Here is a 12,788-nt window from a genome sequence, read left to right as displayed (position 1 = left end):
AATTCATTCCCCGTTAACCGGCTAGACTGTCGAGAGGGGTGAAAGGGTGCAGAACCGTATGGCACTGAACAGCATTGAAGACATCATTGAAGACATCCGTCAGGGAAAAATGGTCATCCTGATTGATGATGAAGACCGTGAGAATGAGGGTGACTTGGTGATGGCGGCAGAGTATTGCACCGCCGAAGCTATTAACTTCATGGCCCGGTTTGGGCGCGGTCTTATTTGTATGCCGATGACTCGAGATCGTTGTGAGCAGCTGGGGCTGCCGTTGATGGTGCAGCAGAATGCCTCTGGCTTCGGCACCAAGTTTACCCTGTCTATTGAAGCGCGAGAGGGTGTAACCACGGGAATTTCTGCTGCCGACCGTGCCCGCACCGTGCAGGCTGCGGTAGCCAGGGATGCCAAGGCCTCCGATCTGGTTCAGCCGGGGCATATTTTCCCGCTGATGTCGGACCCCGGTGGGGTGCTCAGTCGTGCAGGCCATACCGAAGCGTCTTGTGACCTTGCTGCCCTGGCCGGTTGTGAGCCTGCCGGGGTGATCTGTGAAGTCATGAATGATGACGGCTCAATGGCCCGGCGTCCGGATCTTGAAAAGTTTGCTCAGGAGCATGACCTGAAAATCGGTACTATCGCAGACCTGATTCACTACCGGACCATGAATGAGCGCACGGTAGAGTGCGTGGAGCAGAACGAGCTGGACACCGAGTACGGCGTGTTCAAGTTGCATACCTACCGGGACAATATTCAGGGCGCTACCCATCTGGCAATGGTGATGGGGGAGATCCGGCCGGAAGAGCCAGTGTTCGTGCGGGTTCACATTACGGACACGCTACGTGATTTGCTGGGAGCGCGCCGGAAGGATTCCCGGAGCTGGCCGCTGCACCATGCACTGGAAAAAGTGGCAGAAGAAGGTCAGGGCGTTGTGGTGTTGCTCAACAGTGCTGAGGACCACTACAACCTGGAAGACCGGATTCAGGAGTTTTTCGACAAGGAGCCGAGTTCGTCCGGCAAGGGCAGTTCCGGTGTGTACTTTACCGTTGGCACCGGTTCCCAGATCCTTCGGGATCTTGGTGTAGGCAAAATGCGCCTGCTGAGCCCCCCTGTAAAATTCTCCGCTATTTCAGGCTTTGATCTGGAAGTGGTGGAGTACGTACCTTACGCCCCCGAATGATAACCCCGGCCCCGCATGATGGCGGTGGCCCGCGAAGGAGCCCGAGATGGCAGATATCAAAGTAATTGAAGGTGATTTTACCCAGTGTGGCGGTCGTTACGCGCTGGTGGTAGGCCGGTTCAACGGTTTTGTTGTGGAAAGTCTGGTGGATGGGGCAATCGATACCCTGCGTCGCCATGGTATTTCCGACGATGATATTGCCATTATTCGCGTACCCGGTGCCTATGAGATGCCGCTGGCGGTGAAGCGGGTTGCCGAGACTTCGGACTACGATGCCATTATTGCGCTTGGGGCGGTCATTCGTGGCGGCACCCCGCACTTTGAATATGTTGCCGGAGAAGCGTCCAGTGGTCTGGGGGCTGTCAGTCTTGAAACCGACGTGCCGGTAACGTTCGGTGTGTTGACGGTGGATTCCATTGAACAGGCGATTGAGCGTTCTGGTACCAAGGCTGGCAACAAAGGTGCGGAAGCCGCAATTACGGCCCTGGAAATGGTCAGTTTGTTCAAGAAGCTGGGTGAGTAATGAGCGATACGGGCGAAACTTCTCCCCAACCGGGGAAATCGGGCCAGCCTAAGGCCGGTGACCGCCGCCGGGCCAGGGCTCTGGCCATGCAGGGCTTGTATCAGAGGCATTTCAGCAAAACGCCGATCTCTGATATCGAAGCTGAGTTCATGGTCGATAACGACATGAGCAAGGTCGATATCATGTATTTTCGGGACCTGCTTCGGGGAGTGCACCGCGAGCAGGCAGAACTGGACAAATTGATCGAACCTTTCCTCGATCGCCCAATGAAAGAAGTCGACCCGGTGGAATTAGCGATTGTCCGCCTGGGGGCCTATGAGCTGAAGTTCCGGATTGATGTGCCATACAGAGTGGTCATCAACGAAGGGATTGAGATGGCGAAACGATTCGGCGGTACGGAAGGTCATAAGTTCGTGAACAGCATTCTGGATAAACTCAGTCGTCGGGTTCGCCTGGCCGAGACTCGTCCGCGCTGATTCATGGGTGAATTCGAGCTGATCCGGACGTACTTCAAGCCGTTGGCTGATCGCGCCAATCGTGATCAGCTCCCTCTTGGCCCTGGTGATGATTGCGCCATTCAGCGTCTCGAGCCGGGGCATGATCTGGTTTTTTCAGTGGATACGCTGGTTGAAGGTGTTCACTTCCCCGTCGGCTATGAGCCGGAAAAACTCGGGTGGCGGGCTCTGGCTGTTGCCGTCAGTGATCTTGCTGCCATGGGAGCTGAGCCGGCCTGCTTTACCCTGGCCTTGACGTTGCCCGATGCGGATGCGGGGTGGTTGGCTGGGTTTGCCTCAGGGCTTTCCCGGGCCGGCCAGGCTTTTGGGATTGCTCTGGCAGGGGGGGATACCACCCGAGGCCCTTTAACAATTTCCGTTCAGGTTCACGGCTTGGTTGCCCGGAGCGCGGAGATCCGCCGTTCGGGAGCCCGGTCCGGTGACTTTGTGTGTGTCAGTGGCACGTTGGGAGCGGCCGGGGCAGCCCTGGATTATCTGTCTGAGCCGGCCCCGGGCCCAGACCAGCTTGCTGTTTTGTCCCGTTATCACTTTCCCGAGCCCAGGCTTGCGCTGGGCCAGAGCTTGGTGGGTCTGGCATCTGCAGCGATTGATATATCGGATGGTTTGTTGGCGGATCTTACGCATCTGCTGGAGGCGTCCGGTGTTGGGGCGGACATCGACGTGGAAAAAGTGCCACTGATGCCGGAGTTGGTTGTGCTCAAGGGTGATGACGCACGGAGGCTTGCGCTGACATCTGGTGACGATTACGAGTTATGCGTAACGATGGCGCCGAAGATTTATGAGGCGCTTTGTGAGGATGTGCGCCGGGAACTGACAGTGATCGGCGTGATTACGCCTGAGCCGGGGCTGAGGCTGGCGGGGTGTGTGCCCGACGCGGCCCCGGGGTATGATCATTTTGGGAGGCTTGCGTGAGCAACGACGATCTGATGCATGAGCCTGATGCCGCACAGGTCATTCTTCCTCCCGGGTTTCTCAGAAACCCGGTTCATCTGCTCGCCTTCGGTTTTGGCAGCGGTGCGGCTCCCAGAGCGCCGGGTACCTGGGGGAGTCTTGCGGCTATCCCTGTCTGGTTTGCCTTTTCATGGTTGCCGGCAGCGGCCTACTGGAGTGTTGTCCTGGTGGCCTTTCTGGTTGGTATCTGGTTGTGCGGAAAGACCGCTGAAGACCTGAAAGTGCACGACCACGGGGGCATTGTCTGGGATGAGTTCGTAGGCATGTGGATTGCGCTGGGCCTGTTTCCAGACCAAGTGTACGGTGTTCTGATGGCCTTCATGTTATTTCGGCTGTTTGATGTCTGGAAGCCCTGGCCAATAAGCTGGCTTGACGAACGGTTGCCCGGTGGCCTTGGCATCATGGTTGATGATGTGGTGGCTGGCGTGATGGCGCTGGCTTGCCTTTGGGCAATAGACTTCTGGGTGATGCCCTATATTATCTAGTCGGGCATCACGGGGATGGCTCGTTTCTGGTCAATGAACCTGCTGTTCTTCTGGCAACAGGCGAACCACGTGCAGGAACCGCTTCAGGCCGATTTCTGCGCGTTCCCGGGAAGCGAAAGGACCACTGTCAAAGCCCTCCCGAGTGGTGAAGTACCATTTGCTCCCTACGCAGAAAAAGCGACTGCTGCGAAACGGGACGGGCCCTTGCTCTCCGGTCCTTTGCTGAGTGTCCATGGTTTCTCCTGTGCCCACTTGTTTTTTTCTTCTCGGGCAACGCGTTTTATGAGCCGACTTGTTTAAAATTAATCCAATTGTTGGCGAATTCAACAATTTTTTACATTCTTGAGCCAGCCATCACATTCCTGCCATCCAACGCTCTGGCGGCAAATTCGCCTCTCTGCCTTGCCCTGACCAGGCTGTATGGTCAGAATGCTGGCAGAATTGCTCTCAAGATCATTGGCCGCAGGCAGGCCCTATATTGGAAAAGGAGATGAATTGAGTATGTGTCACGTTTCAAGGGTTTTCAAATTAATGGCTCTCTTGGTGAGCGTTGCTCTGGCCGGTTGCGCCTCTACGCTGGCACGGGTTGATACCTGGGAGGGTGAGCTTCCTGTTGCGACAGAGCCTGCCGTTCTTAAGGCGCCCGGTGCTATCCAGGTATTGAGCGTCAATGGCCGTAGTATGACGAACTTCCTGATGGACGATCTGGCTTTGGATTACGGTTTGCTTCCGGGCGAGAACGAGGTTGTGTTCGAGTACAAGACGATTTGGGCCAAGGCCGGTGTTGTGCGTAGTGGAGAGTCCAAGGTTCACGTCGTCGAGAGCGGGCCTCAGGTTGCCCGCTTTGAGGCCGGGGCGGGAGAGGTGTACCGTTTTGACATTCAAAAGCCAGGTAGTCGTGAAGAGGCAGAGACCATGATGGAGACCTTCTCTGCCGACATCATTGCTGGCAGTGGTGCAGTGGTCGCTCACTCTGAAGCCTGGAATGGTCGGTCTCAGCTCACCGCCGGTCGTACCCCCGTGCCCTCTGGTAATGGCGAAATGGCCGGTGATGCGGTGTCAGGTTCGTCACTGGAGCGCCTGAAGGCGGTGTGGGCAGACGCATCCGACGAGGACAAGAAGGCCTTTCTGCGGTGGGCGTTCGAATAATCGACTTCCGGGCCTTCAGGCCCGACTCCTTGTGCCGGCGTGAGCTGTTTTTCAGATCTACAGCTAGCGCCGGAACCTCTCCAGGCCGCCTTTCACCATCTTTTCCAGATAGCCTAGCAGTTCGTCGGTCAGGGTTTGCTGGGCCGTTGAGGGCTGTTCGTTTCCCTGCTCCGGTCCGAGCTCTGCAGCAGCTGCCTCAATGGCTTCCAGGCTTCGGGAGACCAGTTCAGGAAGTAAGTCGCAGTCTGCAACCACATCGGGGCAGAGCGTAAAGTTCAGGGTTAACTGGCCCTGATAGCTGACGGCAACCACCACCAGCCCCAGACTGTCAAACAGTGGGGCGCTGTTGTATTGCTGAACCAGTCTCGCTCCCTGGAGATAGAGTGGAACCTGTGGGCCGGGGACGTTGGTGATCGGGACATTGAACAGTGGCTGGTAGCGCTGTGCGACCTGAAGCTCCGAGTACAGGCGAGCGGACAGGGCCAGAAGCGTTGACGGTAGTAACTCTGTGAGTCGGTCTGCAGCAATGGCTTCCCGATACGGCTCAGAATCCACCGCATTGCGATGAATCCGACGAATTCTTGCTGCCGGGTCTGGTTCGGCTGTTGCCAGATCCAGCAGCATGGCTGACATCTGGTTCCCGGTGGCGCGGCGCAGGCTGCTTGAGCGAACGGAAATCGGCGTCATGGCCACCAGGGAGGTTTCGGTCCGGATGTTCTGGGTGGCGAGATAGCGGGACAGGGTTTCCGCGCATAAGCCCAGTACGACGTCGTTCAGGGTAACGTCCCCAAGAGCCCCTTTGATCGCCTTTAGCCTCGACAACTCCAGCCTGCTTGAAACGATCTGTCGGTTGGCAGTGATTTGACGGTTGAAGGGGCTCTGCGGCGCTGTGAACAACGGCAATGGCAGGGGTAGACGGTGCAATTGTTTCTGGATCAGTCCGCGGGTTGTGGCTTCTGCCGCGTTAAAAGCCAGAGATGCCAGTTGCATCGGTGTTCTGAGCATGTTCGCCCCAGCCTGAAGGAAAACGCGCTCTTCGGACGGTTCTTGTCTGGGCAGCCAAGGGCGGGGGGCGCTGATAGGCTGAGGGGTTGGCGTATATTCCAGAAGTTTGCCCATGATTTCCTCGCCGCTGAAGGCGTCAATGGCGGCGTGGTGCAGTTTTACGATCAGCGCGAAGCCCTCTTTTTCGCCGTCCGGGCTTTCAATCCTGAAGCCGTCGACAAAGGTAATGTGCCAGAGTGGGCGGTCGCGCTTCAGGGGCTCCTCAAGAATTCTGGAGGCCAGCGACATCAGGCTGCTTTGTTTGCCGTGCGTACCAAGGTTTACATAAGCTAAGTGTCTTTCAATGCTGAAGTCCGCATCGTCTACCCAGTAGGGGCGGCCAAGGCGAAAGGGTATTTCTTTCAGCTTCTGGCGGAAAAGGGGGGCTACATGGAGCCGGCTGCGAAGATAGGCAACAAAGGTGCTGAAGGCCAGTGGCGTGGACAGTCCGCTGGCATCAAACAGGTAAATGCCGCCAATGTGCATCGGGGTTGTGTCTGATTCCAGGTACAGGAATGAGGCATCCAGTTCCGACAGCTGACGCATGGAAAGCACTCCTTGTGGCTCTCATTTGTGGGCGGTTTAAGAGTATACCTTGTCACTGTTTCGGGGCGGTTGGCCTTCCTGCCTCAGGAGGGCGCTGGTTGTAGCCACTGGCTGAGTGCCTGCTCCTGGCTCAGTCGGTTCCAGAACCACATCAGGGCTTTGCCCTTTGCGTCGCTGTGTCTTGCCAGATGAACGGCAATGGGCGCACGAGGCTCGTGAACGTTCCTGGCGACAAGGCGGCCGGAGGCAAGGGCATCCTGTATCCTTGGTAACGGCAGCCAGCCGACGCCGAGCCCGGCTTCCTGTATGGCAATTTTCTGGTCAATGTTTGTGACGGTCAGAGTTCTTTGGCGCCGGAAGATGCCAGCATGGCCGGGGGGAAGGGCTCGGGATGTATCGGCGGCAACGGCGGCTGGAAACCGGGATATGTCCGCCTCGGTCAGCGGCTCCTCGGCCTTTGCCAGTGGATGGTTGGCCGCCACAGCAAAGACAAATGGTATCTTTCCCAGGGCGGCGGTGGTGAAGTTGCCCGCGGGCTTGCTGAGTTGGTCAGCACCGATGACCAGATCGACGCGTCGGCTTTGCAGAGCATCCCAGGCCCCTGCAAAGACTTCCTCAACGATTTGTACATCTACCGGAACCCCAAGCTGATAAAAGGCTTTGATGGCCGGAAACAGACACTCGGCCGGCAGGAGCGAGTTGAAGCCAATTCGTAGCCGGGTTTCCCAGCCCTGTGCGACCTGGCGTGTCGTGTGGGCCAGGTTCTCCGCCGCTTCGAGAAGTGAGCGGCCTTCCTCCAGGAGATAGCGGCCGGCCGGGGTCAGAATGGCCTTGTGTCCGGATCGGTCAAAGACGTTGACGTTCAGGTCTTCCTCGAGTTTCTGGACGGTGTAGCTGATCGCTGACGGAACTCGGAAAAGCTCCCCCGCCGCGCCGGCAAAACTGCCCTTGCGGTCAATCGCATCAAGCACTTTGAGTGCGTCAATTGTAATGGTGGTATGCATGTTCGAATTATCTGAAAGTGTTTGCCAGAAATGCTTGCTATCAGCCTAGCAGTGAAGCCGTTAGCCTGTCTCTACTTTTAACTGAGGCAGACGCTGTCCCGGAGGTGTGTTGTGGGATTGTTGGTTGATGGTCGTTGGCACGATCAGTGGTATGACACCGAGACAACCGGTGGCAAGTTTGAACGTGAAGCCGCCCGCTTTCGGCATTGGGTCACCGCAGATGGGGCGCCGGGGCCTGCGGGGAAGGGTGGTTTCTCTGCGGAATCCGGGCGCTATCATCTTTACGTATCGATGGCGTGTCCCTGGGCGCATCGGACGTTGATTTTCCGGAAACTCAAGGGGTTGGAGTCGCATGTCTCGTTGTCTGTGGTGCACCCGGATATGGTGGAGCATGGCTGGGAATTTAGGCCCGGTGATGACCTCCACCGGGATCACCTCTATAACTCCGATTATATGCACCAGATATACACTCGGGCCGCCCCGGATTATTCCGGTCGGGTGACGGTGCCCGTGTTGTGGGATAAGCATAAGGAAACCATCGTCAGTAACGAATCGGCAGAGATTATCCGGATGTTTAATTCTGCCTTTGACGGGCTTGCCGGTGTGCGGGCTGACCTGGATTTCTACCCGGAATACTTGCGTTCTGAGATCGACTCCGTGAACGAGCGGGTATACGACACCGTGAATAATGGTGTGTATAAGGCCGGGTTTGCCACCGCACAAGGCCGATATGAAGATGCCTATAACGCACTGTTTGCGTCGCTGGACTGGCTGGAACGAGAGCTTGCCCGGAAGCGTTACCTCACTGGAAAACAGCTAACGGAGGCAGACTGGCGTCTGTTTACGACACTGGTCCGGTTTGATGCGGTTTACTACAGCCACTTCAAGTGCAATCGCCAGCAGATTCGGGATTTCCCGAATCTGTCTGGTTATCTGAGGGAGCTTTATCAGGTGCCGGGTGTGGCTGAGACGGTGGATATGGGTCAGATCAAACGCCATTACTATGTCAGTCAGCGCACCATCAACCCGACCCAGATTGTGCCGGTTGGGCCGCGACTGGACTTTGAGGCGCCGCATGGGCGCGAGTCAATCAACTGACCCGGGCGACCGCAACGTCGGTCAGCAGCTCCAGGGCCTGCCGGTGGTCTGACTCCGGCAGGCAGTTCAGAAGCTCCCGTGCGAACTGTGCCTGTTCCCGTGCTTTGGTCATTGTGTACTCAATGGCGCCAGATGCTTTTACGATCGCCAGAACCTTCGGAAGGTCGTCCAGGCCGCCTTTCCGGATGGCTTGCCGAATCAGTTGGCGGTCCTCGTCGGAACTGTTGGCCATCGCATAAATAAGCGGCAGCGTGGTTTTGCCCTCGGCCAGATCGTCCCCGACGTTTTTGCCCATGGCGGCAGCATCACCCTGATAGTCGAGCACGTCATCGACCAATTGGAACGCCAGCCCCAGGTGGTTACCGTAGTTTCTGAGCGCTTTTTCCTGGTCGCTATTGGCACCGGCCAGCAGCGCGCCCGTGTGCGAGGACGCCTCGAACAGCATAGCGGTTTTATTGTGGATCACCGCCATATACTGCTGTTCTGTGAGGTCCGGGTTCTTTACGTTCATTAGCTGCATGACCTCGCCCTCGGCAATAACTGCCGTGGCATGGGACAGCACGTTCATGATGGGCAGATTCTGAAGCTCGACCATCATCTCGAACGCCCGGGCGTAAAGGAAGTCGCCGACCAGTACGCTGGGGGCGTTGCCCCATTTTGCGTTGGCGGTGCTGCGGCCGCGGCGCATGTCGGAGGTGTCCACCACGTCATCGTGCAGCAAGGTGGCGGTGTGCAGGAACTCGATAACCGTCGCCAGTTTCAGGTGTTCGTTCTGCTGGTAGCCTGCGGCCTGGCTGGATAACAATACCAGCAGGGGGCGCAATCGCTTGCCGCCGCTTTCAATGATGTACTGGGCAATTTTCTGCACCATAGGGACATCAGAAGCGAGCCGTTCAATGATGAGGTCGTTCATGCGGCTGAAATCGTCCGCTACGGTGTCGTAGATGCGCTGGGCTGTCATCGGGCCGGTAAGTCCCTTGCTGGTGTTTTCGTTGAGTTTTCGGGCAGGTCGCGGCAATGCTAGGTATTGCTGCCTACAGTGTCAACTTGGGTGGGATACTGGCTTGTATTGGTCGGCGTGTTTTCGTACAATCACGCGCCCAACTCATCCCAACCTGCGCTCCCTGCAATAGGGTCGCCAGAGCGCTTCCCTTAGAACCAGGTGGATAAGAGCAGGGATGGGTCAATCGCGGAGACTATGAATGTACGCAGTTATTGTTAGCGGTGGTAAGCAACACCGTGTAAAAGAAGGCGAAACTCTGAAGCTGGAAAAACTGGAAGTTGAAACCGGTGGTTCCATTGAGTTTGATCGCGTTCTGCTGGTTGCCAATGGCGACGACGTAAAAGTTGGCGCTCCGGTTGTTGACGGTGCCAAGGTGACCGCAGAAGTGGTTAGCCACGGTCGTCACGACAAAGTGAACATCATCAAGTTCCGTCGTCGTAAGCATCACATGAAGCGTCAGGGCCACCGTCAGTGGTTTACTGAAGTCAAGATCACGGGTATCCAGGGCTAAGCCCTCGTAACCCCTTAATGAAGGAGGCTGGTAATGGCTCATAAAAAGGCAGCAGGTAGTACCCGTAACGGTCGCGATTCCGAGTCGAAACGACTTGGTGTCAAGCGCTACGGTGGTGAGTCTGTATCTGCAGGCAGCATCATCGTTCGTCAGCGCGGCACCCGTTTCCACGCTGGCAGCAACGTTGGTCTTGGTAAGGATCACACCCTGTTTGCGAAAGCAGACGGCCAGGTGAAGTTCGAAACCAAAGGCCCGCAGAACCGCAAGTTCGTGAGCATCGTTCCGGCTGCGTGAGCAGCGGCGATCCGGTTCTGTTGAACCTTGGGTTTGCCTGATATGCTGGCTTGATCAGTTCTCAGGTGAATCCGGAGCCCCGCATAGCTTCCTTGAGGCTGCGGGGCTTTTTAGTTTATGCAAAGGCATTTGGTGTATGAAATTTGTAGACGAAGCCACCATCATTGTTGAAGCCGGTAAAGGCGGTCATGGCTGTCTGAGTTTCCGGCGGGAAAAGTATGTCCCCAAGGGCGGTCCCGACGGCGGTGACGGCGGGGATGGGGGTTCCGTCTATCTGGAGGCGGACAGCGCACTTAATACGTTGATCGATTATCGCTTCCAGCGTAAGTACAAGGCCCGAAACGGTGAGCCGGGTGCCGGGCGCAATTGCACCGGCACCAAGGGTGAGGATCTGGTTCTCCCTGTCCCGGTCGGGACGACGGTGGTTGATATGGATACTCACGAGGTCCTGGGCGATCTGACCAAAGAGGGGCAGAGGCTCAAGGTGGCTCAGGGTGGGTTTCATGGCTTGGGTAATACCCGGTTCAAGTCCTCGGTCAATCGTGCTCCCCGTCAGACAAGCAAGGGGTCTGAGGGGGAGGCCCGGAATCTTCGCCTGGAGTTGAAGGTTCTGGCGGATGTGGGGTTGCTTGGGCTGCCAAACGCGGGCAAGTCTACGTTTATTCGTTCCGTTTCTGCGGCTCAGCCCAAGGTGGCGGATTACCCCTTTACGACCTTGGTACCAAATCTGGGGGTTGTCAGTGTTCAGGCGCACCAGAGTTTTGTAATTGCGGACATTCCGGGTCTGATTGAAGGTGCTGCTGAGGGTGCGGGGCTCGGGATTCGTTTTCTGAAGCATCTGGTGCGTACTCGTTTGTTGCTGCACCTGGTGGACGTGGCGCCTTATGATGGCTCATCGCCTTCAGAGGCTGTAAAAGCGATTGCCCATGAGCTGGAAAAGTTTAGTGAGACGCTGGCCAATCGTCCGCGCTGGCTGGTGCTGAATAAGGTGGACATGGTTGCAGAGGGCGATCGGGACGCACACTGTCAGGCGATTGTTGATGAGCTGGGCTGGGATGGGCCTGTTTTCAGGATTTCCGCCTTGAGTGGTGAAGGCACGAAGCCTTTGGTTCAGGCGGTTATGCGCTGGATTGAAGAGCAGGCTGAGCAGGAAGCGGACAATCCTGATTTTGCCGAGCAGGAGGCTGAGCGCAGACGTCGTATGGACGAAGAGGCGCGCCAGAAGATTGAGTCTGACCGCCAGGCGCGGCGGGCTGCCCGTGATGATGATGACTTCGACGACGATGACGATCATGACGTTGAAGTGGTTTACGCACCGGAATAACCTACGAACAGAAGAGATTGTACGGCTATCATGAGTGAACGTCTCCAGCTTCGGCGAGCTCGTCGTCTTGTGGTCAAGATTGGCAGCGCTTTGTTGACCAATGACGGGGAGGGGTTGGATGTTGCCTCGCTGGGTCTCTGGGTTGATCAGATTGCCGGTTTGATTGCTGAGGGCGTGGAAGTGGTTGTGGTGTCATCCGGCTCGGTTGCAGAGGGGATGAGTCGTCTTGGGTGGGGTGTTCGTCCGCAGCACCTGCATGAGTTGCAGGCCGCTGCGGCGGTAGGGCAGATGGGGCTTGTGCAGACGTGGGAGGCGCAGTTCAAACGTCACGATATCCACACCGCTCAGATTCTCCTGACCCACGATGATCTTTCTGACCGGAAGCGTTATCTGAATGGTCGAAGCACCCTGCGGACGCTGCTGGATTACGGTGTGGTGCCTATCGTGAACGAGAATGACACGGTGGTGACCGACGAGATTCGTTTTGGTGACAACGATACCTTGGGTGCCTTGGTGGCGAATCTCATTGAGGCGGACGGGTTGGTTATCCTGACGGATCAGTTGGGGTTGTTTGACCGGGATCCCCGAAAACACAGTGATGCGGTGCTTGTGACGGAGCGCCTGGCTGGTGATCGCGAGCTGGATGCCATGGCTGGGGGTGGTGCGGGAGCGCTGGGGCGTGGTGGAATGCAGACAAAGTTGCGTGCAGCGCGGCTGGCGGCGCGTTCAGGTGCCTTTACGGTGATTGTTGGCGGGCGGATTGAGCACGTGATTGCCAGGCTTCGGCAGGGAGATGTGCTTGGTACGTTGTTGCTTCCGGAGCAGGGGCGTTTGGCGGCGCGCAAACAATGGATTGCCAGTCACTTGCAGACACGTGGTGCTCTGACGCTGGATGATGGGGCTGTCAAGGTGCTGCGGCAGGGTGGGCGCAGCCTGTTGCCTGTTGGCGTAAAGGCGGTCTCCGGCCAGTTTCGTCGCGGTGAGATGGTGTCATGCGTAGATGTTGCGGGTCGTGAGATTGCCCGGGGGCTGATCAACTATGATGCGGATGAAGCGAGGGCGATTGCCGGTCGCTCAAGTGATCGTATCAATGATGTGTTGGGGTATGTCTCTGATGAAGAGATGATTCATCGGGATAATCTGGTCGTGGTCTGAGAGGCTGCGGCA

The 12,788-nt window shown here is 57.1% G+C and carries 15 protein-coding genes; 11 read left to right on the top strand and 4 right to left on the bottom strand.

The window, feature by feature from the left end; genetic code table 11:
- Positions 1 to 58 precede the first annotated feature (58 nt).
- The 5 genes from ribBA to K325_RS0115750 are packed head-to-tail and all read left to right on the top strand — an operon-like array spanning position 59 to position 3,648.
- Positions 59 to 1,174 (top strand): bifunctional 3,4-dihydroxy-2-butanone-4-phosphate synthase/GTP cyclohydrolase II, encoded by a 1,116-nt coding sequence (gene ribBA, locus K325_RS0115770; protein ID WP_029655232.1) that lies wholly within the window; start codon positions 59 to 61, stop codon positions 1,172 to 1,174.
- 46 nt (positions 1,175 to 1,220) lie between these two features.
- Positions 1,221 to 1,697, top strand: coding sequence for a 6,7-dimethyl-8-ribityllumazine synthase (gene ribH / locus K325_RS0115765; protein ID WP_029655231.1), 477 nt, complete (start codon positions 1,221 to 1,223; stop codon positions 1,695 to 1,697).
- Entirely contained in the window at positions 1,697 to 2,173 is a 477-nt protein-coding gene (gene nusB / locus K325_RS0115760; protein WP_029655230.1) for a transcription antitermination factor NusB, read from the top strand. Before ribH ends, nusB begins: the two co-directional genes overlap by 1 nt.
- Before the next feature lie 3 nt (positions 2,174 to 2,176).
- A complete protein-coding gene (gene thiL, locus K325_RS0115755; RefSeq protein WP_029655229.1) occupies positions 2,177 to 3,124 on the top strand; it encodes a thiamine-phosphate kinase in 948 nt (315 codons plus the stop codon).
- A 14-nt stretch (positions 3,125 to 3,138) separates the two neighbouring features.
- The gene (locus K325_RS0115750) at positions 3,139 to 3,648 is read left to right on the top strand and encodes a phosphatidylglycerophosphatase A family protein (RefSeq protein ID WP_029655228.1); all 510 of its coding nucleotides are present in this window, start codon (positions 3,139 to 3,141) and stop codon (positions 3,646 to 3,648) included.
- Positions 3,649 to 3,678: 30 nt separating this feature from the next.
- On the opposite strand, the gene K325_RS0115745 is transcribed toward K325_RS0115750, so the two are convergent.
- Positions 3,679 to 3,882 (bottom strand): DUF6316 family protein, encoded by a 204-nt coding sequence (locus K325_RS0115745; RefSeq protein ID WP_029655227.1) that lies wholly within the window; start codon positions 3,880 to 3,882, stop codon positions 3,679 to 3,681.
- Positions 3,883 to 4,179: 297 nt separating this feature from the next.
- Here K325_RS0115745 and K325_RS0115740 point away from each other — a divergent pair, with 297 nt between their 5' ends.
- Complete coding sequence (locus K325_RS0115740) at positions 4,180 to 4,797, top strand: DUF2057 family protein (protein ID WP_228128471.1); 618 nt, start codon at positions 4,180 to 4,182, stop codon at positions 4,795 to 4,797.
- Between the two features lie 63 nt (positions 4,798 to 4,860).
- On the opposite strand, the gene K325_RS0115735 is transcribed toward K325_RS0115740, so the two are convergent.
- Together K325_RS0115735 and K325_RS0115730 are read right to left on the bottom strand one after the other, a co-directional pair.
- Complete coding sequence (locus K325_RS0115735) at positions 4,861 to 6,387, bottom strand: wax ester/triacylglycerol synthase family O-acyltransferase (RefSeq protein WP_029655225.1); 1,527 nt, start codon at positions 6,385 to 6,387, stop codon at positions 4,861 to 4,863.
- Positions 6,388 to 6,470: 83 nt separating this feature from the next.
- Positions 6,471 to 7,391 (bottom strand): LysR substrate-binding domain-containing protein, encoded by a 921-nt coding sequence (locus K325_RS0115730; protein WP_029655224.1) that lies wholly within the window; start codon positions 7,389 to 7,391, stop codon positions 6,471 to 6,473.
- Positions 7,392 to 7,502: 111 nt separating this feature from the next.
- Here K325_RS0115730 and K325_RS0115725 point away from each other — a divergent pair, with 111 nt between their 5' ends.
- Entirely contained in the window at positions 7,503 to 8,489 is a 987-nt protein-coding gene (locus K325_RS0115725; protein WP_029655223.1) for a glutathione S-transferase family protein, read from the top strand.
- On the opposite strand, the gene K325_RS0115720 is transcribed toward K325_RS0115725, so the two are convergent.
- On the bottom strand, positions 8,482 to 9,450 hold the full coding sequence (locus K325_RS0115720) for a polyprenyl synthetase family protein (RefSeq protein ID WP_029655222.1): 969 nt from the start codon (positions 9,448 to 9,450) through the stop codon (positions 8,482 to 8,484). The genes K325_RS0115725 and K325_RS0115720 overlap by 8 nt on opposite strands.
- 241 nt (positions 9,451 to 9,691) lie before the next feature.
- Here K325_RS0115720 and rplU point away from each other — a divergent pair, with 241 nt between their 5' ends.
- From rplU to proB, 4 genes are all read left to right on the top strand, one after another.
- A complete protein-coding gene (rplU, locus tag K325_RS0115715; RefSeq protein ID WP_029655221.1) occupies positions 9,692 to 10,003 on the top strand; it encodes a 50S ribosomal protein L21 in 312 nt (103 codons plus the stop codon).
- 33 nt (positions 10,004 to 10,036) lie between these two features.
- Positions 10,037 to 10,297 carry a 50S ribosomal protein L27 gene (gene rpmA, locus K325_RS0115710; RefSeq protein WP_029655220.1) on the top strand — a complete coding sequence of 87 codons (261 nt, stop codon included), beginning with the start codon at positions 10,037 to 10,039 and terminating at the stop codon, positions 10,295 to 10,297.
- A gap of 136 nt (positions 10,298 to 10,433) precedes the next feature.
- Positions 10,434 to 11,621 (top strand): Obg family GTPase CgtA, encoded by a 1,188-nt coding sequence (cgtA, locus tag K325_RS0115705; protein WP_029655219.1) that lies wholly within the window; start codon positions 10,434 to 10,436, stop codon positions 11,619 to 11,621.
- 30 nt (positions 11,622 to 11,651) lie between these two features.
- Positions 11,652 to 12,776 carry a glutamate 5-kinase gene (proB, locus tag K325_RS0115700; RefSeq protein ID WP_029655218.1) on the top strand — a complete coding sequence of 375 codons (1,125 nt, stop codon included), beginning with the start codon at positions 11,652 to 11,654 and terminating at the stop codon, positions 12,774 to 12,776.
- The last annotated feature ends 12 nt before the right edge of the window (positions 12,777 to 12,788 follow it).

This window comes from Marinobacter daepoensis DSM 16072, assembly GCF_000421165.1.
GTDB lineage: Bacteria > Pseudomonadota > Gammaproteobacteria > Pseudomonadales > Oleiphilaceae > Marinobacter > Marinobacter daepoensis.
The sequence above is the reverse complement of the archived record's forward strand: the minus strand, read 5'-3'. Positions and strand labels throughout refer to the sequence as shown.